This window comes from Amphritea atlantica (genome assembly GCF_018860855.1).
In the GTDB taxonomy this organism is placed as follows: domain Bacteria; phylum Pseudomonadota; class Gammaproteobacteria; order Pseudomonadales; family Balneatricaceae; genus Amphritea; species Amphritea atlantica_A.
Map to the genome: position 1 here is coordinate 120,793 of NZ_JAHKQE010000020.1, position 23,728 is coordinate 144,520.

The window sequence follows — 23,728 nt, forward strand, 5'->3', positions numbered from 1 at the left end:
TTAAGAGGAGCGGCTTATAGATCCCCTGGCAGATAAGCCAGTTTCTTCCAAGCCTTATATTCATTCACAAAAGCTTGCTGGGATTCATAGATTGTTTTGAAATCCGCATCTTGCGCTGAAATTTCGGCCATGACTTCGCCAGTCAGTTTTTTAAGCCCTTTAAGCATATCGGTATTGATGCTTCTCGCGGTGACACCTTTTGCGGGATAGGTCGCCAGCACCTTGCCTTGTAACGCTTCACCTCGCGTCAGTGCACGGAATGTACCTGCAGTACAGGCCATATCGATAGTTGCTTTATTGGCATCACTCAAGCTGTTCCAGGTGTCATTATTGATCACAAGATGGGAGGCCGTGAACGTCTGATGCCAGCCGGGAAAGTAGTTATTCTTAGCCACTTTATCGAAGCCCATCAACTGATCGATCGCCGGCATGGAAAATTCCGAAGCATCGATCGCTCCCTTTTCAAGAGCAGGGAAAATTTCTCCCCCAGGGATAACCGTCACCGAAGCGCCGGCTCGCTGTAGTACCTTGCCGCCGATACCCGCAAAGCGAATTTTCAGGCCTTTAAGGTCTTCCATGGAGTTAACTTCTTCTCGGAACCAGCCTGCGCTCTCTGGCCCAATAACACTACAGAGTACCGGATGGACGTTGTGCTTAGCATAAAGCGCTTCGGCCAGCTGCTTACCTTCACCTTCATACCACCAGGTTGCATATTCCCAAGGCGCCATACCGAAGGGAACGGCTGCAAATAACGCTGCCGCGGGGATCTTACCCTGATCGTAACCTAACCAGGTGTAACCGGCATTGAGCTGTTTATTCTTGATCGCCTCGGTGATACCGAACGGCGGTACTAGCTTACCCGGCTCATACACTTTGAACTGAATATCGCCACCACTGGCCGCCTTTATCTGTTCAGCCACCTGCTTAATCGGGTCACCTAATGCAGGTAGATGTGTGCCGAATACGGCTTGGACTTTCCAGCGAATTTTATCATCTGCAGCAAAGGTAGTGGTCGTTGCGGTCATCAATAGAGAAGCAGCGGCGGTCGTTATTAGGCCATGCTTTAGCGACTTTGTAAAACGTTGCATCAGTAATTCCTCTTTGGGTCTTTCGGACTGAGCGTCCGAATATTGTTTTTATTGTTTAGACTTTATATCGATACGATATTTATCATTATGTTTTATTAATATTTAGTCAATATAAATTTAAGCTATACTGATACAAAGCGTATCACTTAATACATAAAAACCTTCTGATACACCCTAAAGGCGCACAGTGTAGACGGATGAGTAACAACAAAAAAAATTTAATATCCGGCCCTTATTTGAGCCGTTTTTTAAGATTCACGACCGTCATAAAGATAAAACAACCATCATCATGCGATCAGAGTTTGACGAATAGAAACGTGAAAACGAGAGGATAATGACGCGGATACGGCCCCTCGAAAATGCAAAAAACACCTCGGAGCAACAAGTAGATAGCATCAGAAAATAGCGTCACAAAAACACAGAACAGACCGGTTAATCACCGCCAAATAAACAGAAAAGCCACCTGCCTTTAAAAAAGACAGATGGCTTTTACTTCTCGAGAGAGTTGAGCGTTATTGAAATAACGCCTCGAGGCTATTATTTACCGGAGGTAAATTCAGGATAGGCCTCCATACCACACTCATAAACGTCCATGCCTTCCATCTCTTCCTCTTCGCTGGCTCGCAGACCAATCGTCTTCTTAATGATCAACAAGACGATGAAGGATGCAATAAACATCCACGCAAAGGTAACAACGGTACCGGTCAACTGCCCCATAAAGGTTGCATCCGGATTAGAGATGAGTACCGCGAAGATACCCCAGATACCCGCAGCACCATGTACCGAGATGGCACCGACAGGATCATCCAATTTCATCTTATCCAACGCCAATACAGAGATTACAACAACCAAGCCACCCACTGCACCGATAAGGGAAGCGGTACCCGCATCTGGCGCCAAAGGTTCTGCCGTAATAGCAACCAAACCTGCCAATGCACCATTAATCGTCATCGTTAAGTCAGTTTTACCAAACAGCGCACGGGCAAACAGTGCTGCAACGACCATACCGGCCGCTGCTGCTGCGTTAGTATTAACGAAAATTTTCGCAACCGCGTTAGCTTCTTCAACATTAGCAATTTTAAGCTCAGAACCGCCATTAAAGCCGAACCAGCCCATCCACAGGATAAACATACCCAAGGTTGCCATTGGCAGGTTAGCGCCTGGAATCGCACGCACTTCACCGTTTGGACCATAACGTCCTTTACGTGGACCCACTAGGATAACTGCAGCGAGTGCGGCAGCAGCGCCGGCCATATGCACCACAACAGAGCCCGCAAAATCTTGGAAACCCAGCTCATCAAGGAAACCACCACCCCACTTCCAGTAACCCTCTACTGGGTAGATGACAGATACCATCACCACCGCAAAGATCAGAAATGGCCAAAGGCGCATCCGCTCAGCAACCGCACCTGAGACAATCGACATCGTCGCAGCGGCAAACACCGCTTGGAAGATAAAGTCAGCCATGCTGGAGTAATAAGGAGCATCATCACCACCGGCAACCACTGACTCAGTGGTATTATCCCCGCCCAGTAAGAAATCTAAACCTGGAATAAATGAGTTCACCGGATTAGCAGGATACATAACGTTGTAACCGACAACGAGATAAGCAACACAGGCGATGCCATATAATAGTGCGTTTTTATTCAATATTTCGACGGTGTTTTTACTACGCACAAGCCCCGCTTCGAGCATGGCGAAGCCTGCCGCCATCCACATAACCAGCACCGTACACATTAAAAAATAAAATGTGTCGAGTGCGTATGAAAGTTCAATCGGTAGATTACTCATCTGTTTCTCCTACAATGCAAAAGCACCGGACTCTCCGGTACGAATTCTAAAAACCTGTTCAAGCTCTGATATAAATAACTTCCCGTCGCCATAGCGTCCGGTTTTGGCGATCACTGAAACCGCCTCAATGGCCTGTTCTAACAGCGCATCATCGATCGCAACTTCTAGTTTTATCTTGGAGGCAAAATCAATATGCGATTCCATACCTCGATAGAGCTCGGTATGTCTCTGTTGATGTCCATACCCCTTAACTTCAGTAACTGTAAGTCCGTTCACGCCTATAGACTGCAGGGACTGCCTCACCTCTTCCAGAATATGCGGCCTGATCATGGCTGCTATTAATTTCATCCGACCTCCGAATTTTTACATAGAGAATAAAATATTCTTAACGGGAATATGTAATATTCGTGCCAACATATTTTTATTATTTAAATTCAATTAGTTATGACACAAAATAAACTTTTCACGCCGACAGCGCGCACCTTAATGAAGCATTGCACCGGTTTGCACCACACCACCGTGCATTCCTCGGTATTTCAAGCGATACGGGCTAAAAAAAAACCAGCGACATCGGAGGAGATGCCACTGGCTTTGGGGGGAACGGAACCGGGTTACCTTTTACTCGTTTATTTCAAGGTAATAAGAAGTTTTTATGGCTGTCAACACCCGCAGATGACACTGATTGATCCTTGAGTGCGACGCCTGAGCACCCTAGCCGCATTGACTCATCAATTAACCAGAGCAATTTTTCGCTCGCCGCATCAATACTCATACCCGCAGGTCGTACGTTAGAGATGCAGTTACGACGGACATCGGTTAAACCGACTTTAGGCTGGTAGGTATAATAGATACCCAGACTGTCTGGCGAACTCAAACCGGGGCGCTCGCCCACTAGTAGAATCAGCAGCTGCGCGCCAAGGCGTTCACCCACCTCATCCCCGACAGCGACACGCCCCTGCGTAACAATTGCGACGGGGCCAATACTTAACCCACGACTTTCAAGCCGGCTTAATACCGCTGCAGCCACGGCTGCCGCATGACTTTGTACTGCCATTGAAGACAAACCATCAGCAATCACCAATGAGACCTGTACCGGTTCTGAATGCTGTTGCCGATACGCCTCTAGCGTGGCGACGGCCTGTTGATTTAAACGCCTCCCCAGATCTGGCCGCTGCAGATACTCACTGCGATCATTCGCCCGACTTTGTAGCACCAGTGAATCATATCCAGCGGTCTTTAATGCCTCGATCAGAGGTTCTGTTTGCAACGCAATATGCACAGCATCCCGCGCACTGGCATGATCCATCTGAAACGCCAACAAGGCTTGCGTGGGTAGACTCACGCCGCTGCGCCCTTGGGCAATACGGGCATCGGTATAACGCCGCAGAGAGGCCCATGAGTTTTCAGTAACAGTATCCGAATCGATTTTTTTTAGCTCATTCATAACGAAACTCTTTGATGACGTTCAGAGGATAATGCTCGTTCTACTGATCCTTTTGTTTATCCTTTTATCCCGCGTTTATTAGCTATTCTATTCATTCTTCTGCTGTCTGCTATTGAGACTGAGCGCATCACTGCAGATAACTAAAGCGCCTTAAGTAACCCGCTAAATTGCTCAGGCATGCGCGCCGCTAACTTACCCGACGGCTGAGTAATCCCAACCTGCTGTAACCAGTGCTCAAATTCCGGTGCTGAGCGCAGCCCCAACACCTCACGAATATAGAGTGCATCATGGAAAGAGGTGGTCTGATAATTCAACATAATGTCATCGCCCCCCGGTATACCCATAATGAAGTTGATACCCGCCACCGCCATCTGCGTCAGCAGCATATCCATATCATCTTGATCCGCTTCGGCATGGTTGGTGTAACAGATATCGCAGCCCATAGGCAGGCCTAACAATTTGCCGCAAAAATGATCTTCCAATCCAGCACGGATAATCTGCTTACCATCATAAAGGTATTCTGGACCGATAAAGCCCACCACCGTATTCACCAGCAAAGGATCAAAGTGGCGGGCCACACCGTAAGCTCGCACCTCACAGGTCTGTTGATCGACACCGTGATGGGCATTAGCCGACAACGCACTGCCTTGGCCCGTTTCAAAATACATCACGTTGTTGCCGACACTGCCCCGATTGAGCTCACGCGCCGCTTGATTAGCTTCGGCCAGCAGCGCCAGATTAATACCAAAACTTTCGTTGGCCGCCTGGGTGCCGGCGATCGATTGGAACACCAGATCAATCGGCACGCCTCGATTAATCGCCTCAATTTGATTGGTCACATGGGTCAACACACAGGACTGCGTAGGGATCTCATAATGCTGGATAATATCGTCCAACATTTTCAGTAGTTCGGTGACCGCTGCATAGTTATCTGTCGCCGGATTAATACCGATAACCGCATCACCACTGCCATACATCAAACCATCAAGAATACTGGCCGCCACCCCCGCCGGATCATCCACCGGGTGATTGGGCTGTAAGCGAGTCGATAGCACCCCCTTACCACCGAGAGAGTTACGAAAAGCGGTTTCATTACGACACTTAGAGGCGACCAGAATCAGATCCTGTACCCGCATCAATTTCGATACCGCCGCAACCATCTCCGGCGTTAACCCCGGCGATAACTGTTTCAAGCTATCGCTGGTCGCCTTATCTGATAATAACCAGTTACGAAAATCCCCCACCGTTAAATGGGATATCGGTGCAAATGCAACCGGATCATGACTATCGACAATCAGCCGGCTGACTTCATCGATTTCAGGTGGAATCACCTGCTCATTTAAAAAGATCTTCAAGGGAAGATCCGCCAAGGCGATCTGTGCCGCCACTCGCTCTCGCGCCGACCCCGCCGCCAGTCCCGCTAGACAATCACCGGAACGTAACGGTGTCGCCTTAGCCAACAGTGTTTTAAGATCTTCAAACTGCCAGCGCTGCTGGCCTGCTGTGGCGGAATAAACGGTCATAATACGACGAACTCCACAAAGGTCTTTTTAAATAAGCAATGAACAAAACATATTATAAAAAACAAGTTCCGGAGCAGTGAGTACCACTCCGGAACAGGTTTCGTCCTATCGTAACACGACAGGACTAATCACTACTTATAATCGATATAGGTGTGATTTTCGTGAAGCACACTGGCCAACACCGCACCTGCCGTAGCAAGAACAGCCAAACCCAGAATAAGCATCATAGCAGTTGGGCTATCCGCAAAGGTAAAGTACGCTTCTGCGCCTTCCCAAGTAGTAATAGGACTTGAATTCATAGTCGTTCTCCTTAAGCCGTTGCAGTGGCTGTTACTTTAGTTGCCGGTATTTCAGATGAATATGCTGGCACTGATTCTGGATAAGCTTCCAGAGGTACTTCAACAATATCCAGACCCATCTCTTCCGCTTTAGGTGGTACACGTAGGAAGTTCAGTTTCGCCATTACCCAAGACAGACCATAGCCTGGCACGAAGCCGAGTAGAGCCATGACTCCGGCACTCATTAGCTGACCTGTGAATGAAACGTCAGGCGCACCTTCGATAACATTCGGGAAACCGCTAGCGAAGATACCTAGACCGATAATACCGATCAGACCGCCCACACCGTGAACTGCAAATGCACCCACTGCATCATCAACCTTAAACTTATTGGTGATGAACTTATCCGCTAATGGCGCAACAACACCGCCGGTAATACCTAGCAGGAACGCTAGTGGTGGGTAATAAAGATCCAAGCCTGGCGCCGCAGAGAAGATACCAGCCAGTGCACCGGACATCATCCAGAAAGGCTGACGAGTAACAAAGTAAGCACCAATAATACCGCCGGAGAAAGCCATCAGTGTATTGAAGCTAACCGCTGACAAGGTAACAGGCGTACCGAAGATAGTGGTCCATTGAGCGCTACCGGCATAGATGATGCAGCCGCCAAGGAAACCGAAGAAACCGACAATGATCAGCATCAGACCGATAATGGTCATCGGCATACTATGACCTTTGATATCAACCGGCGTACCATCTGCAAGGAAGCGACCGATACGTGGCCCAAGGTTAATGGTGACACCCAGCGCAAAGAAGCCAGCAACCATATGTACGCAACCTGCTGCGCCAAAGTCATGAAAGCCCCACTCAACGGTCAACCAACCCGTTGGATGCCAGCCCCAAGCAGCGCCCAGAATCCAAACAACTGAACCGAGAATGATCGCCAGAATCAGGAAAGAGCTCATCCGAATCCGCTCAATCACCGCACCGGAGAAAATTGATGCGGTGGTTGCAGCAAAGAGGACAAATGCACCCCAGAAGATACCACTCGCATTATCGGTTAGGTTCGGCCCCATATTCAAAGACCAAGGCAGACCTGCTGCACCCGCTTCATAATCTGGCGTGAAACCGTTGTACATTGCTAGATAAATCCACCAGCCGAAAAAGAAGAAGGTCGGAATAATAAAGGCGAATGCCAGAATGTTTTTCACACCAGATGCCAGGGCATTTTTCAGGCGTGAAGCACCCATCTCATACGCCAAAAAGCCTGCATGGATAATTATCATTAAACCGGTACACCACCAATAGAATACTTCCATATTGATGGTGCCCGTCATCTCTATCAGAGTTTGTAACTCTGCTAATGTAGGGGCTGTCTGCTCCATTTTGGGAAACCTCTCATCTGTTAAATTTTCTATTGCACAATCGTTTAGAACTGCGATTTAAGCCGTTAAATTTTATTTATCATTGGTAAACTTTATTTCCCTTCAGGAAATGCATTTTTTATACCACCAGCAATATTTATTATTTAATATCAGTAAGTTAAATAATAAAAACCGCTAATCACCCTCTCTTCCTCATCTTTTTATTGACCTTAAATGATGCGCCGCACCAAAAAGAGTCTAAATCAGTCGTCACCCTTTCATAGGCAATAGGGCTAACCTTGATGGCATAAATCATAATGACCATCACTGCCTACGCTAAAAACGGATAACTCATCACCGACCCTCTTCGATTACAGGCATCCCCCTTTGAATTAACACCCATCATCCGCGGATGATGAGCGTCCAAATCTTGTTAATCACGCTCATCCATCACGTTAAATCAAGCGTTCTAACCGTGCCGCCTGATATAGGTTTTGCTTCTATTAACTTCTGACGCGCGTTCTTTCTGGGTCATAGAACGGTAAGGTGGTTGTACGCACCGGAATCCGTTTGCGCTGGCCATCCAACTGTCCAACTTCCAGCACAGTGCCAGGCTCAGCAAACTGAGGCTCGACACGACACAAAGCGATTTGGCTTTTCAGGCTCGGCGAATAGGTCGCACTGGTCACCACACCTACGGGAAAACGACCATTAAACACTGAGTCACCGTGGCTGACGGTCTCTTGGCTATCGATCATCAGTCCGACTAGTTTTTTCCGACTCAATGGATTTTGTGCTGCAATCGCGTCGCGTCCAACAAAGTCATCGGTCTTGGTTTTCAACGGCACGGTAAAGCCAATACCCGCTTCAAATGGGTTAGTTTCGGCGCAGAACTCATGTTCGGCAAAAATAAGCCCCGCTTCGATCCGCAATGTATCCAAGGCATCAAAGCCTAACGGTGCAATACCGTATGGCTCACCGGCCTGCCAAATCGTATCCCATAGCTGCTCACCCTGATCCGGATGACACCAAACTTCAAAGCCAAGCTCACCGGTATAGCCGGTCCGAGAAACCATGACCGGCATCCCATCCGGCCCACCGATGCGACCGGTCATAAAGCGGAACCAGCCTAGCTCAGCAACCGGAGTACATGACTCGGCGTTCCAAATAATCTGTTGCAGCAGGTTGCGACTTTGCGGCCCCTGTACTGCAACGTTATGAATCTGATCCGTGGATTCCCGTACCTGTACCTGCAAACCTTTCTCGGCGGCTAACTGACGTAACCAAATACCGCAGTATGAATCTCCACAGATCCAGCGAAACGCATGCTGCCCTAAACGAAATAACGTACCATCATCGATCATCCCCCCCGTGCTGTGACACACCGCCGAATAGACCACTTCGCCGATAGACATCCGCGATACATTCCGCGTCAACGCATACTGCAGTAGGATTTCAGCATCAGGCCCGACCACTTCAAACTTTCTCAGTGGTGTCAAATCAATCATGGCAACCCGCTCACGACAGGCTAAATATTCAGCCCGAGCACCATAGTTCTGATATTCCGATGCCACCCAGTAGCCTCGATATTCAGTAAACTGTTTTGTCAGGGCTGATGTGCGGCCATGGAAACCGGTCGGTTTAGTCATACGGGGCTGTTCCTCTGGTGTAATTCGGTAACCCACTGAACGTGGAAATTCACAACTTGCCGGATAGATACGGACATGGATATCGGTGGGGTTCCAGCCATTGGCAGGATCAATATCATCGGGGCAAGCAGACGATACACAGATCAAATCTCTGTTGGCCTGCAACAAGACATAATCACCTGCGCGCGACCAAGGCTCTTCAAATGCAATCGTGCCGCAATCACCGGCGCTGGTATTAAAAAAGAAATTGATCGCTGGCCAGCCATCCCTCGCGGCGATGCCATAATTACTCAAACAGCGATTGAAATTATCGGTGCAGTTTAGATGGCCAAAATAACCGCTGTCTTCGTAAAACTTACGATTACAGGCAAACAGAAAACTATCGTGTCGCCCGACTGTATCCTGCACTACCTCAAGCATGGTTTGTTGCCGTGTATCAACCAGCTTTGAATGCAAGCCAGGTTGAGGCAGTGTCAATCCGTTCAATGTTCGCGTCGCAACGGCATCCAAAGCCACTTCATGTCCTTGCTCTAAGGCCGCGGCATCAAAGGCTATAAAATCGCTGCACTGCTTACCTTCAACATCAATAATTTGAATCCACTCACCCGCTTTGACTTCATAGCTGGTTGCACTGCCACGGGGGATACGAAACTCGCTACGAGGCGTTGCCAGCGGTGGCGGCAAATCCGCATCAAGTGTCGTAAAGTGCGCCACCTGCAACGCCGTCACAGGGGTCTGCTCAACGACCTGCATATCCTTTCCGCAACACAGCACAACCATTGTCAGCGACTCACTCACCTCAAACGTCGGCAAGCTATCGGCAGAACAACAATGAGCCTGCTGTAAGGCCTGCTCATTAATGTTCCACACTTGCAGCAACTCAGTTAACCGCAATGCTGACTCACTCTGCTGTGCCAACTGTGCTCCGGTATTCACCGCTTCACTGAGTGGGTAATCGAGCAACGGAGACTCCGTAACACCGCCCTGCGCATCCATAAAAATCAGTTCGCAGCCCTGCTGAAAATCTGCAGACGTAATACAGACCTTATCCCCAGCATGTAGCTCTAACCGCAATGCATCCTGCCCTTCAACCCGGTATAACCGAGGCTGAACAGGTAACACCTCATTTAATACCTGAGCCTGTTGTTGATGAATCGTCATAGCATTATCCCGTTAAACTTATCGACAAAACCTGTCACTCAATTCCACCCTGATACATTTATCTTTCAGCGCTATATAAGTGCGCGTTTAGGTCATTCGGAGCCAATATGGTGCAGATTTAGTCACCCATTAACCCGTGAAATTTATTTCTTGCTGGTTAAAAATATTTACTCATAGTGATTTAAGTAACAATTCTCAGGAAGGAGTAAGCCATTGTGGGTATTCGTCTCTGGATGGCACAGAAACTGCTTAGTTCATACCATGAGAGACGTTTCCCTACCCGGCGAACGCACTGTGAAGGAGGTCAAAATGGCTGTATCCATGCCCCTGTGGTTGCTCAACTTTCCCCGACTGTTACGTGAACAACGGCAACACCAGGTTACGCGAAAGGTGAGCGCCTATGCTCCGGCCCTGAGCCAACTGGTCATTGATCTGGCCTGCAGTGATAACATTAGCCAAAGTTTGAAACAGAGCCTCGACCAACTTCAGCGCTATGTCGGCCTGCACCTTGAAGCGGATATTTACCTAATCGGCATGCCGATACCTGATCGAAACAAATTATTACACCCAACAGAGATCACCCCGCCCATGGGATTGGCAGCACAACTGCGCTATCAGTTAACCGAACACAGCATCCATGATGCCGACGAATTACGCTATAAACTGCCTGGCAGCGCCCTTTCCATACACGCCTTAAAGCTAACGTTAGAGGATGCCGACAATACCGGTTGGGTAGTGCTGTGCTTCAAGGATCACTTGCCGGATAGCACCCCGATAAACCGTCTATTAGCACCGGTCGCTGAAGCCCTCGGCAATGGCTTGAAAGGATGGTGCAGACAACAATCGCGCATCAATGCGGCCATCAGCTCTGAAAAAGCGGCCCATGCGGCCGAACTGCATGACTCGATGGCACAGATCCTCGGGTATATGCGGATCAAAGCTTCACGTCTCGCCCAGCAATGTAAAAACACCTCAGAACCTGAACTCGCGAAAATTAGCGAAGACCTTTCCCATCAAGCCCAATGCGCTTATCGACAAACCCGTGAGCTAATCGCCTGCTCTCGACTCTCTATTGAACAGGGCCATCTCGTCGATGCGATCAGTCAAGCCATTGGCGAGTTTGAACAACGCTGTGCGATGGTATTTGAACTGGATAACCGGGTCGGTTCGCAGCTGTTCACCGAAGATGATTCTCAAGCGATTTTTATTATCCGTGAGGCGCTCAACAATATTGTTAGACATGCACATGCAAGCCATGCCCGGGTACAACTGCTACGCCAGAATGACGGCTCGGTACGCATTCGTATTGAAGATAACGGTAAAGGGATTTGTGCCGATCAGGCTCGCCAAGATAGTTTTGGTATGAAAATCATGCAGGAAAGAGCAGAACGCATCCATGCTAACCTGTTCATACTGCCACGGATTCAGGGCGGCACACGGATAGACCTTATTATTCCGGCGGCCAAATAATAGACGCCTCCGCTCGATCGGCTTTTATTCATCATCGCCGATAAACACAATGCTCATAAATGAAGCACTTATGAATACAAATAAAGTTACAGATGTGGTCATCGTTGATGATCACCCATTATTTCGACGCGGGGTTGTCGAACTGCTAAACGACAGCGGTGAATTCAACGTCCTCGCTGATTTTGATGGCGGTCAGCAACTGCTCGATGCCCTCCCTGAACTCGCGCCGGAACTGCTGCTGTTAGATATGCATATGCCTGAGCTTTCAGGACTGCAGCTGCTGCAACAACTAAAACAACAGGGTATCGAACAAAAAATCATCTTCCTCACCGCATCGGATGACAGCAGCGAACTGTTTGCCGCGATTTCGGCGGGCGCCAATGGCTATCTATTAAAAGACTCCTCCCCTGAACAGATTATCAATGGTTTAAAAGATGCGATGCTTGGCAATATCGCCATGGATAATACTGGGGTTACCATGCTGGCCCATCATCTCAGAAAGGGTGAGCAACCCGCATCACCCGAAGCCGTCTCCGCGCAATATGCAGACCTCACCGAGCGGGAATTACAAACATTAGCACTTATCACCCAGGGCATGAGTAACAAGCTCATTGCACGGGAACTAGGCATTAGTGATGGCACCGTTAAAGTCTATGTTAAAAACCTGCTACGTAAATTAAGCGTTAGTTCACGGCTGGAACTGGCTGCCTGGGCCCATGCTAATCAACCGCAGTCAGAAACCGAGCGCTGATAATGGCTGTACTTAACCTATTTCGTCGCCCAAAAAAAGAGCTACCGATACTGGCAGAAGTACTCGATAGCCTAAGTGATACAGTGCTGGTGTTCACTCCGCAACTGGAGATCAGTTATGTAAACGCCTGTTGGAAAACCCTCACCGGATACCCACAGAAAGAAGCCATCGATAGCTGCTTTAGTGACTACATCCACCCAGAAGATCAACACAACTGGATCGCATTCACTCAAGAGGTTAATCGTGAGCGTCTCAGTCAGTGCCTTTGGTTTCGTCTGATCCGTAAAGACAGTGAAGTACGCTGGTGTGAAATTCGTTTACAACCACTGCATGCTGACCAACACTCCCCTTTAACAGCGACCCTCTGCGATATTACCCCACAGGTACGCAGTGATGAGATTAGAAAAGCAACCCATCGTAGCCTATCAGGGTTGGTGAACCGATTATCCGGCATGCTCTATCGAGGTCGTAACGATACCCGCTGGACCATGGAATATGTCAGTGAAGGCTGCTTAGGATTAACCGGCTATAGTCGCGATCAACTACTCAATCAAACACAGTTATCGATTGGTGCACTGATCCATCCCAACGACGCCAGCCGGGTGTGGGAAACAGTACAATGCGCCCTACAACAGCAACAGTCTTTTGAACTGTACTATCAGCTACTCCATGCCGATGGCCAGTACCGTCAAGTCTATGAAAAAGGTCAAGGTATCTACTCATCGACCGGCGCCGTGTTGGGTATTGAAGGCGTTATTTTAAATATCACCCCCACGGAGTAACCCCTCTTACCCCTTTTGACTTATCCACTCAGAGGAATTTATCCCTCGCCGTTTACTGCATAACCTGATGGTAAGTGAATATTAATCATTAGGAGATCACACATGACGAAGCGAGTAGCGATTATTGGTGCAGGTCCAAGCGGTCTAGCTCAGCTAAGAGCGTTCCAATCAGCTCAACAGAAAGGCGCTGAGATCCCTGAGATAGTCTGTTTTGAAAAGCAAAGCGACTGGGGCGGCTTATGGAATTACAGCTGGCGTACCGGCTTAGACGAGCACGGCGAACCCGTTCATGGCAGTATGTATCGCTACCTCTGGTCGAATGGACCAAAAGAGTGTTTAGAATTTGCCGATTACAGCTTTGAAGAACATTTCGGTAAAGCGATTCCTTCATACCCTCCCCGCGAAGTGCTATGGGATTACATTAAAGGCCGAGTTGAAAAAGCCGGTGTACGCGACTATATCCGCTTTAATACGCCCGTACGTACCATTACTTTCGATGACAGCACCAAGCTCTTCACCGTTACGGTGCATGACCACGACAGCGATACGGTTTATTCCGAAACCTTCGACTATGTTATTTGCGCCTCTGGCCACTTTTCTACACCTCGGGTACCTGAATTTGAAGGTTTCAGCCACTTCGGGGGTCGCATCATGCATGCCCATGACTTCCGTGATGCATTGGAATTCAAAGATAAAGATATTCTCTTGGTTGGCAGCAGCTATTCCGCAGAAGACGTGGGTTCACAGTGCTATAAATATGGCGCTCGGAGCCTAACCAGCTGTTACCGCTCCGCCCCTATGGGCTTCAAATGGCCAGACAACTGGGAAGAAAAGCCGTTACTACAACGGGTTGATACCGATACCGCCTACTTTGCCGATGGTACTAGCCGTAAAATCGATGCGATCATTCTCTGCACCGGCTATCTGCATCACTTTCCCTTCATCGATGAATCTCTGCGACTCAAGACCGATAACCGTCTCTGGACCATGGACCTCTATAAAGGCGTCGTGTGGGAAGATAATCCACAGATGTTCTATCTGGGCATGCAAGATCAGTGGTACACCTTCAACATGTTTGATGCCCAAGCTTGGTATGCACGGGATGTTATTCTCGGCCGTATAGAACTACCGGCGACAAAAGAAGAGATGACCGCCAATAGCAAGGAATGGCAAGCACGAGAACTGACCCTGACCACCGCCGAAGAGATGTTTACCTTCCAAGGCGATTACATTCTTGAATTGATTGAAGCCACCGATTATCCCACCTTCGATATCGAAGGCGTGCGACAAACCTTCCTCGAATGGAAACACCATAAGCAAGAAAACATCATGACGTTCAGGGATCACGCCTATCGCTCACTGATGACCGGCACTATGTCGCCTACGCACCACACCCCTTGGATCGATGCGCTCGATGATTCTTTGGAAACCTACCTCTCGATCGAAGGCGACATTCAGCAGGCCGTTTAAGTCGATTTAGGCTGATCATCGATCAGCCTTTTACTCTCATGGTCTCTCTAAGAACATACGAAGGAATACAGCATGAATATGGTCAGTAAAATAATCGATAAAACAGTCACCCCCATCACCGATGATCTAGAAGGTTGGGAAAAGGTCGCCGGCACCCCATCGATGACCACCTGGATTGAATATACTAGCCCGGATGGCAGTATGATTACGGGCTGCTGGGCAGCAACACCCGGCACCTATCTCGCCACCTATGCCAGCTGGGAATTCATCCACCTGATTGAAGGTGAAGTGATCGTGACTCAAGATGGCGAAGAGCCCGTGACCCTTAACCCCGGTGATGCCTTTATGGTTGAAGCGGGTTTCACCGGTACTTGGGAAATTATCCAACCGGTATTCAAGCATTTTGCCATTAAGTTAAAATAAGCTTCGCCCTTCATATAGCAAGGTGTGCTCTAACGCCTTGCTACTTTCCTCGCACCATACCCGCTCGCCCCCATTATTTACGCAGCTTTACACTCGCTTAACTCAACTTTACATTCGCTGTTGTCAAAATGAATACATATTCACACGGAGAACAGCCATGCGCTTTCCTATGTATTCCAGCACCGTTGTCGTCACCTTGATGTCCCGCGGTTACACCTCGACACCTTTGCGAATAGCAACCTACTACGATGTGACGATGAACATGAATCTGCACATCATGCCATCGACACCGTTCGTCATTCATCCTAGCTGGCGCTTAAATGGTTCACACAACGATACGCTTAACCTTGAAATTTCAGCCTTAGCTAACTACACATCTGCTCAGCAAGAGGTCACACAATGAAAAAACTAACTACTTATCTACTCATTACCAGCCTTACTCTTGGCACAATATCGCCCTCATTTGCGGGCCCTAGACCCACACCTCAGCCCCATGGGGGCCATGTTGACCACCTACCTGGCGCTGCCGTGGCGATGGTGATTGCAGGGGCTACTTATTGGGTACTGGACTCTCTATTTTATCGCAAAGCCGATAAAGGCTATGTCGTTGTAGAACCGCCTGAAGGCGCATATCTTGAACGTCTTCCCCCTAGCGCCGTCCTTGTCCGACATCATGGCCGTGAATACTACCGTTATCATGGTGCATACTACCGTTGGGTGCCTGAAAGAAAGATCTATGTGGTTGAACCGACGATTGTTGAGCCTGAGACAGAGCAGGTATCTCACTACGCAGCAGGTTCCGTGCTAACAACCCTTCCCAATGGCAGCAATGCCATTTTGATTAACGGGGTACAGTATTTCCGTCACGCAGGCACCTACTTTCTCCCCACCGAACGTAATGGTAAACAGGTCTATGTGGTTGTCGATATCCATTAAATAACATGAGATAAGCTGGCTTTATGCGGGTTAGTAACCGGCATAAAGCCATACGGGAATCTCCCTGAAAAGCAGCAGTGCACCGTCTTAGATGCGCTATCAAGCGTATCGTAATCAAAACTAAAAAAGTGATTCAAGCAGACGGCAATGACAAAAAATCGACTAACCAATAGAGGAGAATATAAAAAGTGGAAAGAATGAATGATATAAAACCAGGCTGGCCACCTAAACAAGCCCTTTACGCATCACCTGCATGGTAGAAAAAGCAAAACCTTGGCGCTGATAAAATCGCTGTGCGGTCTCGTTATCATGATCGGTTAACAAGGTGATACGCATCACCCCCTGCTGCTCGGCGTAGTGAATGGCCTGTTCTAACAGCTCAGAACCTTTATTTGAGCCTCGATATTCCGGCGCAATCACCATATCTTCCAGCATACAAACAGGCCCACCCAGTGCGGTAGATATACTGTAAAGCAAACTGACCATACCTATAATACAGTCGCCATCACGACTGACCAATATCGCACCCGCCTGTGGCGATTGAATGATCGCCTTCAGTCCTCGCTGTTGAGCGGTCACATCCGGTTTAAATTCGGCTTCCTGAGCAAATAGATAGCCGAGCAAACGACATAGTTCAGGAATATCCTTTTCGATCGCTAACGTGATGCTCATTGAATACCTCATCTACAAGGTTGTGCCAATGATCCACACCACTGCGGCAGGGTATCAGCACAACGAATCCAGTAAGCGATGCATAATTTGACGGCTTTGCGGTAAAAATTCAGCATCCTGTTGTAACTGTAAGGCCCTTTGTACAAACTCTCCGCTTGGCAAGTCATCACCCTCACAGGCCAGAAAAGCATCAACGGTTCCGGCTGCGGCTTCCAAATGAAACTGCAAAGCCCAAATACGCGGCCCCATACTGAAGCCCTGACAAGGTGTCACGTCACTGGAAGCAAACGGGGTCGCTCCTACAGGCAACCTAAAACAATCGCCATGCCAGCTTAACAAGTTCACCCTATCGGGTAACCATGTAACACGCGGGTCGGTCCTATTGATGCTAAACCAGCCGATCTCTTGAGTATGATTACGATAAACTTCCGCCCCCGAGGCTGCTGCAATCAACTGTCCGCCAAGGCAGATGCCCAATACGGTCTTATCGCAGGCAATCGCCTGACGGATAAGCTCTTTCTCTTCTCTCAGCCAAGGGTGAGTCGATTCATCATTGGCACTCATGGGACCACCCATCACCAGCAGCCAGTCAAACGCATCCATATCGACAAGCGTATCGCCTTGGTCAAGACGAAGAGTCTTCAGCACAAAATTGTCACAACGGGAGGTATCGCTAAACCAATCAGCCATCGAGCCAATCCACTCGCCCTCAGCATGCTGTAATATCAAAATGCGTATCATCGTTACGCCTCAAGCAAACAGCTTTAAACCACCGACGCCCGCGACGATCATGCCGATACAGATAATGCGCAAGAAACTGCCCGACTCATCCATAAATAAAATACCGTAAGTCGCCAGTATCGATGCTCCTATACCAGTCCAAACGGCATACGCAGTACCGACAGGAATCGTCCGCATGGCTAAGGATAACAACCCTAAACTCACGACGATCAGGACAATGCTGATCACCGATGGCCATAGCCGAGTGAAGCCATCACTGTACTTTAAGCCAACCGCCCACAGGCATTCCAATACACCTGCAATGAGTATATAGATCCAGCCCATTGATTTACCTCACTGATAACGATAGAAAAACGGTACTTGAAGATCAAATTCGTTAGCACCGGCGACTATGATTTAAGCGCGTTAAACCGATAGCAACCTATCGGTTTAACGCGCTTAAGCTTTAATTTGCAGGGTCAAACTGCGACAGATAATCAACCGCCATACCGTGAAAACGCGTCAAACCTTTGTAATCGATGAGAGCCTCAGGCAGGGTTTTTAAGGCTCGATGCATACGCACAGCCCATGCTTTATTGGTCACCAAATCTTCTAGACTGAGCAAATAGGTACGAATACTAATCGTTACCGCATTACTGCGCGGCATTCTATCCAACACCTGCACTTCGACGCGCAGATACACCTTTTCACTCACATTCTCTGGCGTGATAGTCGTACGCTCATGACCCCACTCATTATACTTCTCAGTCGAGGTATCCATGCGCGCATTCACCGTTAGCGTCCAGTTAAGTCGACGTACAGGCTGACCCACAGGAAGCGCCATAAGATATTTTCGCGCTCGCTCAATGATGCCCTCACTCTTAACCATCGGTACCGGCCCATGCCATTCGTCAAAACTCATGCCCGCATCAAACGCCAGAGACCAGTCCGCTGGGCAAGTTACCATGCCCGCATCCATAAATAGGTTTCCTTCACGCTGATCCATCAACGCAAAATCACCCTGTACCTGACGGCCAATATAATCCAATGGTGGACGTGGTAACGTGGCGCCATCGCCAAAGGTAAAGTGATCGTCAATATTAAGCAGCTTGTTCTCCCAGTGCCAGTTATCACCGTCCCGGGTCAGTTTGAAATGCTCAGGGTAGTCTTCGGCCAAAGACACCATGTATCGCTCCAGCATCTCCCAACAGGCTAGATCCATATGAGGCATCACCAAGCAGCGATTAGGCATATCTTTCAAGACCAGCTCACGCTCGGCCATCTCTGACAAATAATGCTCATCGACATCAATGTAATGTTCAAATGCTGAGCCTTCACCACCTTTGGGCTGGTGCGCTTCAATATTCACCGAGTAGCGATACTCATCTTCTGGGAATGGAAACGGAAAACGCTCAATCGCTGAAGCGCTATTGGTATAGGTAAAATCGTCACGAAAACTCTGAATCTCTTTCGGTGCTACACGCATTATTCTGTTCTCCTAAATATCTAAAACCAGTCGTTCGCCTGCAGCCCTTGAAACACAAGGCATCATCCGCTGCCCAGACTGCTTTTCGGCGTCACTGAGATAAGCATCACGGTGTTCAATTTCACCTTCCGAAACGTCACAGACGCATTGTCCACAAACACCCGCTCGGCAAAGGTTAGGAATATCGATATCAGCGGCTTCCAGCGTTTCAAGCACACTTTTATTTGCAGCCACCGCCAGCTCAACACCACTACGGCTCAACTCGACCGTAAAGGGCTGTCCCGGTTTTGCTCCGGCAAACTCCTCCCAATGAATCGCACCCGCGGGTATACCCAACTCATCAGCAGTTGCCTGCACCGCCTCGATCAGTGATTCTGGGCCACAAATATAGAAATGCGTCCCTAGCGGTTGATCCGCCATCACTACTGCGATATCACAACGACTACTCTGATCGGCGTCATAACAGCAACAACGATCGCCCAGTTGCTCAGTCAGTTCCGCACTGTAAGCACCGGTCTGCTGACTGCGGTACATATAGTGAAGTTCAAATTCAGCACCACGCTGCTGCATCACCGGCACATAGGACAGGAAAGGCGTAATACCGACTCCGCCAGCAAATAAGATATGTTTTTTAGCTCGCCATTCAGGCGCAAACAAGTTCGCTGGAGGCGAGATCTTCAGTTGATCACCCACCGCAACCTGCTCATGCATATAGATAGAGCCACCGCGTGACTCTTCCTGCAACCGCACCGCAATCTGATATTGACGGTTATCATTAGGATCGCTCATCAACGAATAGGCATTGCGGTAACGTTGCTCGCCTTCACCCATCTCAACGACGACATGCGCACCAGCCGAGAACGGCGTAAACTGCCCCTCTGCGGGTTGCAAGGTGAACTCTTTAATCATCGGCGCGACTTGCTCAATCGCGACCACCTCAACGACAATCTGATCAATAGTGCTCATCAGTTCACCTCTCTTTTCTCAGGCATATCGGCGCTATCTTCAGCGTTTGCCTGAAAAGAAAAATAAGCGCCATGAAGGCGGGAAAAATGATCTGTCACTTCCAACATCGCACCACAGCCACTGCAAGCATAAGGGGAATATGTAACTTCTTCGGTTATCGTATGGCAGTGGCAACAAAACAGATGCCGCTCACGACTAATCGGAGCCAACAAACGAACCTGATCTGAACAAAGCCCCGCATCCCGGGCATGACTCGTCACGCGCCAGAGAAAAGGCTCAGTCCCTGCTAGGTACAGTGTGCCGGTCAACGGAAAATTTTGTAGTGATTCAAGTAGTTGCGAGTCACTGGCGCAAGCATAGGCCGCTACCGCTTTATCCGCAGTACAACCGTTATAAAGTGATTGAAGATCTACCGGAACATCCTGCTCGGCGATAAAAAGGTGAAAGCTTGATTTTGGGTTTAACTCCACCGGCGTATATACCGGCTTACTTGTTGCCCCATTAACGTGTTCTGCCTGCATCTGAGCCCTCCTGATAAGGTCCGGTTAGCATCATGATGTTCATATATAATTCCTGTTAAGAATAATATGAGAGCCAGACAGCCTCCTCAATTGTCATGAAGAGGTACAACCAAGTAGGTATCTCGTCGTGGAACGAAAAAATCAACTAAAAGCAGAGATGAAAAATTCCGACAGCCATACACTCAAATCTCTAGAGACCATTGATAAACGGCTTAAACAGAGACATAAAAAGCACGTTCAGTGAAGAGCATTGACCACTATCATCTCCTACCGACTTAGGAACTGTTATCCTTTATGACTGCAAAACATAACGGATCAACTCATGCATTCCCTAAAGCACAACGCTGAGCAAGGCCTCGAAGTAGCAGAGCAAAAGCTCGATATTCTACGCCCCAATCAAAGCCATCCGACCTCGCAAGCTAACACCACAGCTCATGATGAAACACTGGTGTATCAGATAGGCAATAACCTTTACATTAACCTAACCGATCGCTGTACTTTGACCTGCCAGTTTTGCCCAAAACATAATGGCTGTACTGACGTCAAAGGCTATGATTTAGCTTTAGAAGTGCGTCCTCCGGCACAACAGATCATCGACTTGATCGCTGATCCAAGTCGCTACGATTGCATTGTCTTTTGTGGTTATGGCGAGCCGACTCTGCGACTCAAACCATTATTAGAGATAGCTCATTGGGTAAAACAACATGGAGGCAAAACTCGACTAAACACTGATGGCTTAGGAAATCTGGTGAATAAACGTAATATACTGCCAGAGTTGAGTGAATATATTGATGCATTGTCTATCTCACTCAATGCTCACAACGAAGCCACCTATATTCAGCATTGCCAGCCAGCGCTGCCGGGGTCTTATGAGGCCATGCTCGCGTTTGTTGCCCTAGCACCACACTATATAAAAGAGGTTAGTGCCAGCGCGATCAACGGATTAGAAGGGGTGGATATCGCAGCCTGTCGTCAACTGGCAGAAAGTCGAGGGGTACACTTTAAACAACGAGAACTCGACGTGGTGGGTTAACAGATAGAACTGAAAAGCGACAACCCAATATCAACATCAGTTTGCCATAAAAGACAGCGCAGAACTTAACGTCAAATAGAAACCGATGTTAACTAAGAACATAAAAAAGCAGCAGTGCGGCGTAAAAGCCACACGGATACAGCGGTATCATCCGCTATAACCGTTCCTGACTCCATTGCGTGAAAGCGTCTTTAGGCATTGGACGCCCTAAATAATAGCCCTGAACAAGGTCACAACCTTCCGCTTGCAACAATGCCAATGTTTCCGAATTTTCTACCCCTTCAGCGGTTACTTCTAACCCCAAGTTATGGGCCAGATTGATGGTGGCGTTAACAATCACCGCATCACTTTCGTTATGGACAATATCAGAGACAAAAGAGCGGTCGATTTTAAGCTCTTTCAGAGGCAACTGTTTCAAATAAGACAACGATGAATAGCCCGTGCCGTAGTCATCAATTGAGAACTGGAATCCCATCGCGTGGATACGATTAATGACCGCCATCGCGGCATCTGGGTCGGTCATCAATGAGCTTTCGGTAATTTCAAGGGTAATCCATTTAGGGTTAATACCCACAGCCCCTTTGATGCCAGCAATAAGATCGGGCAATTCTGGATTATTCAAGTCTTTAGCCGAGAGGTTTATCGAGAGCACAATATCGAGTCCCTCTTGATGCCACTTAGCACACTGCGCAAAGCCCTCCTGTATGACCCAACAGGTGAGCCCTTGAATCAACCTTGATCGCTCCATTAGTGGAATAAACAGATCAGGTGCAAGTAAACCATGCTTAGGGTGATTCCAACGCACCAATGCTTCCGCCCCTGTTAACACGCCATCTTCAACCCTAATTTTAGGTTGATAGAAAAGCTCTAACTCCTGATTTTCAATGGCCTGATGAAGTTCGCTCATTAGCGTTAACTGTTTCGGGCTATGGGCGTCAAACGAAGAATCATATACGGCACTGCCTTTATTGGAGTTCTGCGCCATATAGAGTGCAATACCCGCACGCTGTACCAACGTATCGACGTCAGTACCGTGTTGAGGGAAGTGAACAATGCCAATATTCGCCTGAGCAGACAACTTCACCTGCTCGATATAAAACACATCATGCAGTACCCGGTGGATACTGTCGGCCAACTCCAACACCTGCTTTTCAGACAGGTGCTCACTAATCAGCAAACTGAACATATTGCTTTCCAAGCGGGCAATAGTCCATGGCGGCGGAAATGCGCTTTCCAGACGTACAGCAATCTGTTTAATCAGACTGTCGCTACTGTTACGGCCTAGTGTGTCACTAATCTCTTTATAATTAGACACTTCCACCAGCAACACGGAAAATTCAGTCTTTCCCCTTGGGGAAACAATTTGTTGCTCCACTCGGTCATAAAATAGCTCTTTATTCGGCATATCGGTGAGGAGATCATGGGTAATACTATGGCGGGCCTGCTTTTCAAAGTTATCGGCTTTATCCCGTAACTCTTTGGTCTGATCCATCACCATCGCACTGGCCTCATAGGCAAGCACCGTGCTGGAGTACTGTCCCCAAAAGGCGAAAACAAAAGGGATGACATCCAAAATCCAGAGGGCAAAGTTCGTTTTCTGAACGTTGATCAAACTTGTAATACTGATATTGCCATATTCAAGATGAGACACAGTAAGGGTAGCAACAATCAATGCAATAACAGCAATTGAAATCCCCTGCCAAGCCGTTTTGGATACACGGGATCGCAGAACTTTGACATTATTATGCAGAAAATCACTGGTGGAACCGCTTCTAACATTCACAACTAAACTCCTTGTTGTCGTCATTCACTTCCCGATACCAACAATATACAGAGAACAGCTGCCTTAATGCTTGATCAATATCAGCAAACTGACTAATGCCTTCCGGTTCTGTATTAAGCTGGCATACAACAATGACTCGATTAAACCACGATAGAATCACGCTCGCATCATGCACCAACAGGCATCTGAGATGCTTATTATCTCACTTGCTAATAATGTAGATTTCCTTCCCGTTGAATAACGTCATCACATCATCAATGTACGATAACTGACTTTATGTTTCAATTGCTTGTACGGCAACAAATCGCATTCCCGAACGACCTCACGCCTGAACAATCCCTGCGTATATATGGCATCATTTTTAGTGTCTTTAACAAAAGATTGAATAGGCTGAGGTGAGATTAATCGAATGTTCTG

23 protein-coding genes are annotated in these 23,728 nt (G+C 48.2%); 8 read left to right on the forward strand and 15 right to left on the reverse strand.

The window, feature by feature from the left end:
• Window positions 1-14: 14 nt before the first annotated feature.
• From KO512_RS08740 to KO512_RS08775, 8 genes are all read right to left on the reverse strand, one after another.
• On the reverse strand, window positions 15-1,088 hold the full coding sequence (locus KO512_RS08740) for a TRAP transporter substrate-binding protein (RefSeq protein ID WP_215951947.1): 1,074 nt from the start codon (window positions 1,086-1,088) through the stop codon (window positions 15-17).
• Between the two features lie 537 nt (window positions 1,089-1,625).
• Complete coding sequence (locus KO512_RS08745; protein WP_215951948.1) at window positions 1,626-2,879, reverse strand: ammonium transporter; 1,254 nt, start codon at window positions 2,877-2,879, stop codon at window positions 1,626-1,628.
• A gap of 9 nt (window positions 2,880-2,888) precedes the next feature.
• Complete coding sequence (locus tag KO512_RS08750; RefSeq protein WP_215951949.1) at window positions 2,889-3,227, reverse strand: P-II family nitrogen regulator; 339 nt, start codon at window positions 3,225-3,227, stop codon at window positions 2,889-2,891.
• Between the two features lie 283 nt (window positions 3,228-3,510).
• Window positions 3,511-4,323 (reverse strand): ethanolamine ammonia-lyase subunit EutC, encoded by an 813-nt coding sequence (eutC, locus tag KO512_RS08755; protein ID WP_215951950.1) that lies wholly within the window; start codon window positions 4,321-4,323, stop codon window positions 3,511-3,513.
• 140 nt (window positions 4,324-4,463) lie between these two features.
• Window positions 4,464-5,846: an ethanolamine ammonia-lyase subunit EutB gene (locus KO512_RS08760; protein ID WP_215951951.1), complete on the reverse strand. Its 1,383-nt coding sequence runs from the start codon at window positions 5,844-5,846 to the stop codon at window positions 4,464-4,466.
• A gap of 131 nt (window positions 5,847-5,977) precedes the next feature.
• Window positions 5,978-6,145, reverse strand: coding sequence for a hypothetical protein (locus KO512_RS08765; RefSeq protein WP_215951952.1), 168 nt, complete (start codon window positions 6,143-6,145; stop codon window positions 5,978-5,980).
• Between the two features lie 11 nt (window positions 6,146-6,156).
• On the reverse strand, window positions 6,157-7,509 hold the full coding sequence (locus KO512_RS08770; protein WP_215951953.1) for an ammonium transporter: 1,353 nt from the start codon (window positions 7,507-7,509) through the stop codon (window positions 6,157-6,159).
• A gap of 482 nt (window positions 7,510-7,991) precedes the next feature.
• Window positions 7,992-10,298: a DUF1989 domain-containing protein gene (locus tag KO512_RS08775; protein ID WP_215951954.1), complete on the reverse strand. Its 2,307-nt coding sequence runs from the start codon at window positions 10,296-10,298 to the stop codon at window positions 7,992-7,994.
• A 309-nt stretch (window positions 10,299-10,607) separates the two neighbouring features.
• Here KO512_RS08775 and KO512_RS08780 point away from each other — a divergent pair, with 309 nt between their 5' ends.
• The 7 genes from KO512_RS08780 (at window position 10,608) to KO512_RS08810 (ending at window position 16,130) form a co-directional block, all read left to right on the forward strand.
• A complete protein-coding gene (locus KO512_RS08780) occupies window positions 10,608-11,768 on the forward strand; it encodes a sensor histidine kinase (protein ID WP_215951955.1) in 1,161 nt (386 codons plus the stop codon).
• A gap of 70 nt (window positions 11,769-11,838) precedes the next feature.
• Entirely contained in the window at window positions 11,839-12,519 is a 681-nt protein-coding gene (locus tag KO512_RS08785; RefSeq protein ID WP_215951956.1) for a response regulator, read from the forward strand.
• 2 nt (window positions 12,520-12,521) lie between these two features.
• Window positions 12,522-13,301: a PAS domain-containing protein gene (locus KO512_RS08790; RefSeq protein WP_215951957.1), complete on the forward strand. Its 780-nt coding sequence runs from the start codon at window positions 12,522-12,524 to the stop codon at window positions 13,299-13,301.
• Between the two features lie 102 nt (window positions 13,302-13,403).
• On the forward strand, window positions 13,404-14,771 hold the full coding sequence (locus KO512_RS08795; RefSeq protein WP_215951958.1) for a flavin-containing monooxygenase: 1,368 nt from the start codon (window positions 13,404-13,406) through the stop codon (window positions 14,769-14,771).
• A gap of 72 nt (window positions 14,772-14,843) precedes the next feature.
• Window positions 14,844-15,194: a cupin domain-containing protein gene (locus KO512_RS08800; RefSeq protein ID WP_215951959.1), complete on the forward strand. Its 351-nt coding sequence runs from the start codon at window positions 14,844-14,846 to the stop codon at window positions 15,192-15,194.
• A gap of 157 nt (window positions 15,195-15,351) precedes the next feature.
• Window positions 15,352-15,597 (forward strand): hypothetical protein, encoded by a 246-nt coding sequence (locus KO512_RS08805; RefSeq protein ID WP_215951960.1) that lies wholly within the window; start codon window positions 15,352-15,354, stop codon window positions 15,595-15,597.
• Window positions 15,594-16,130 carry a DUF6515 family protein gene (locus KO512_RS08810; RefSeq protein WP_215951961.1) on the forward strand — a complete coding sequence of 179 codons (537 nt, stop codon included), beginning with the start codon at window positions 15,594-15,596 and terminating at the stop codon, window positions 16,128-16,130. Before KO512_RS08805 ends, KO512_RS08810 begins: the two co-directional genes overlap by 4 nt.
• A gap of 225 nt (window positions 16,131-16,355) precedes the next feature.
• Here the strand turns inward: KO512_RS08810 and KO512_RS08815 are convergent, their stop codons facing one another.
• The 6 genes from KO512_RS08815 to KO512_RS08840 form a co-directional block, all read right to left on the reverse strand.
• Window positions 16,356-16,802 (reverse strand): GNAT family N-acetyltransferase, encoded by a 447-nt coding sequence (locus tag KO512_RS08815; RefSeq protein WP_215951962.1) that lies wholly within the window; start codon window positions 16,800-16,802, stop codon window positions 16,356-16,358.
• A 54-nt stretch (window positions 16,803-16,856) separates the two neighbouring features.
• Entirely contained in the window at window positions 16,857-17,543 is a 687-nt protein-coding gene (locus tag KO512_RS08820; protein ID WP_215951963.1) for a type 1 glutamine amidotransferase, read from the reverse strand.
• 9 nt (window positions 17,544-17,552) lie between these two features.
• Window positions 17,553-17,867 carry a DMT family transporter gene (locus KO512_RS08825; RefSeq protein ID WP_215951964.1) on the reverse strand — a complete coding sequence of 105 codons (315 nt, stop codon included), beginning with the start codon at window positions 17,865-17,867 and terminating at the stop codon, window positions 17,553-17,555.
• 121 nt (window positions 17,868-17,988) lie between these two features.
• Window positions 17,989-19,008 carry a heme-dependent oxidative N-demethylase family protein gene (locus tag KO512_RS08830; RefSeq protein ID WP_215951965.1) on the reverse strand — a complete coding sequence of 340 codons (1,020 nt, stop codon included), beginning with the start codon at window positions 19,006-19,008 and terminating at the stop codon, window positions 17,989-17,991.
• Window positions 19,009-19,020: 12 nt separating this feature from the next.
• Entirely contained in the window at window positions 19,021-19,974 is a 954-nt protein-coding gene (locus tag KO512_RS08835; RefSeq protein WP_215951966.1) for a PDR/VanB family oxidoreductase, read from the reverse strand.
• A complete protein-coding gene (locus tag KO512_RS08840; protein ID WP_215951967.1) occupies window positions 19,974-20,495 on the reverse strand; it encodes a dimethylamine monooxygenase subunit DmmA family protein in 522 nt (173 codons plus the stop codon). The genes KO512_RS08835 and KO512_RS08840 overlap by 1 nt, the downstream gene beginning before the upstream one ends.
• A gap of 322 nt (window positions 20,496-20,817) precedes the next feature.
• On the opposite strand from KO512_RS08840, the gene KO512_RS08845 reads away from it, so the two are divergent.
• Window positions 20,818-21,528 (forward strand): TatD family nuclease-associated radical SAM protein, encoded by a 711-nt coding sequence (locus tag KO512_RS08845; protein ID WP_215951968.1) that lies wholly within the window; start codon window positions 20,818-20,820, stop codon window positions 21,526-21,528.
• Window positions 21,529-21,682: 154 nt separating this feature from the next.
• On the opposite strand, the gene KO512_RS08850 is transcribed toward KO512_RS08845, so the two are convergent.
• Window positions 21,683-23,311 (reverse strand): putative bifunctional diguanylate cyclase/phosphodiesterase, encoded by a 1,629-nt coding sequence (locus KO512_RS08850; RefSeq protein ID WP_303492819.1) that lies wholly within the window; start codon window positions 23,309-23,311, stop codon window positions 21,683-21,685.
• Window positions 23,312-23,728: the final 417 nt, after the last annotated feature.

Excerpts from the sequence above, each read along its gene's own strand:
- KO512_RS08740 (WP_215951947.1), bottom strand. The coding sequence starts at position 1,088 with ATGCAACGTTTTACAAAGTCGCTAAAGCATGGCCTAATAACGACCGCC.
- KO512_RS08745 (WP_215951948.1), bottom strand. The coding sequence starts at position 2,879 with ATGAGTAATCTACCGATTGAACTTTCATACGCACTCGACACATTTTAT.
- KO512_RS08750 (WP_215951949.1), bottom strand. The coding sequence starts at position 3,227 with ATGAAATTAATAGCAGCCATGATCAGGCCGCATATTCTGGAAGAGGTG.
- eutC (WP_215951950.1), bottom strand. The coding sequence starts at position 4,323 with ATGAATGAGCTAAAAAAAATCGATTCGGATACTGTTACTGAAAACTCA.
- KO512_RS08760 (WP_215951951.1), bottom strand. The coding sequence starts at position 5,846 with ATGACCGTTTATTCCGCCACAGCAGGCCAGCAGCGCTGGCAGTTTGAA.
- KO512_RS08765 (WP_215951952.1), bottom strand. The coding sequence starts at position 6,145 with ATGAATTCAAGTCCTATTACTACTTGGGAAGGCGCAGAAGCGTACTTT.
- KO512_RS08770 (WP_215951953.1), bottom strand. The coding sequence starts at position 7,509 with ATGGAGCAGACAGCCCCTACATTAGCAGAGTTACAAACTCTGATAGAG.
- KO512_RS08775 (WP_215951954.1), bottom strand. The coding sequence starts at position 10,298 with ATGACGATTCATCAACAACAGGCTCAGGTATTAAATGAGGTGTTACCT.
- KO512_RS08780 (WP_215951955.1), top strand. The coding sequence starts at position 10,608 with ATGGCTGTATCCATGCCCCTGTGGTTGCTCAACTTTCCCCGACTGTTA.
- KO512_RS08785 (WP_215951956.1), top strand. The coding sequence starts at position 11,839 with ATGAATACAAATAAAGTTACAGATGTGGTCATCGTTGATGATCACCCA.
- KO512_RS08790 (WP_215951957.1), top strand. The coding sequence starts at position 12,522 with ATGGCTGTACTTAACCTATTTCGTCGCCCAAAAAAAGAGCTACCGATA.
- KO512_RS08795 (WP_215951958.1), top strand. The coding sequence starts at position 13,404 with ATGACGAAGCGAGTAGCGATTATTGGTGCAGGTCCAAGCGGTCTAGCT.
- KO512_RS08800 (WP_215951959.1), top strand. The coding sequence starts at position 14,844 with ATGAATATGGTCAGTAAAATAATCGATAAAACAGTCACCCCCATCACC.
- KO512_RS08805 (WP_215951960.1), top strand. The coding sequence starts at position 15,352 with ATGCGCTTTCCTATGTATTCCAGCACCGTTGTCGTCACCTTGATGTCC.
- KO512_RS08810 (WP_215951961.1), top strand. The coding sequence starts at position 15,594 with ATGAAAAAACTAACTACTTATCTACTCATTACCAGCCTTACTCTTGGC.
- KO512_RS08815 (WP_215951962.1), bottom strand. The coding sequence starts at position 16,802 with ATGAGCATCACGTTAGCGATCGAAAAGGATATTCCTGAACTATGTCGT.
- KO512_RS08820 (WP_215951963.1), bottom strand. The coding sequence starts at position 17,543 with ATGATACGCATTTTGATATTACAGCATGCTGAGGGCGAGTGGATTGGC.
- KO512_RS08825 (WP_215951964.1), bottom strand. The coding sequence starts at position 17,867 with ATGGGCTGGATCTATATACTCATTGCAGGTGTATTGGAATGCCTGTGG.
- KO512_RS08830 (WP_215951965.1), bottom strand. The coding sequence starts at position 19,008 with ATGCGTGTAGCACCGAAAGAGATTCAGAGTTTTCGTGACGATTTTACC.
- KO512_RS08835 (WP_215951966.1), bottom strand. The coding sequence starts at position 19,974 with ATGAGCACTATTGATCAGATTGTCGTTGAGGTGGTCGCGATTGAGCAA.
- KO512_RS08840 (WP_215951967.1), bottom strand. The coding sequence starts at position 20,495 with ATGCAGGCAGAACACGTTAATGGGGCAACAAGTAAGCCGGTATATACG.
- KO512_RS08845 (WP_215951968.1), top strand. The coding sequence starts at position 20,818 with ATGCATTCCCTAAAGCACAACGCTGAGCAAGGCCTCGAAGTAGCAGAG.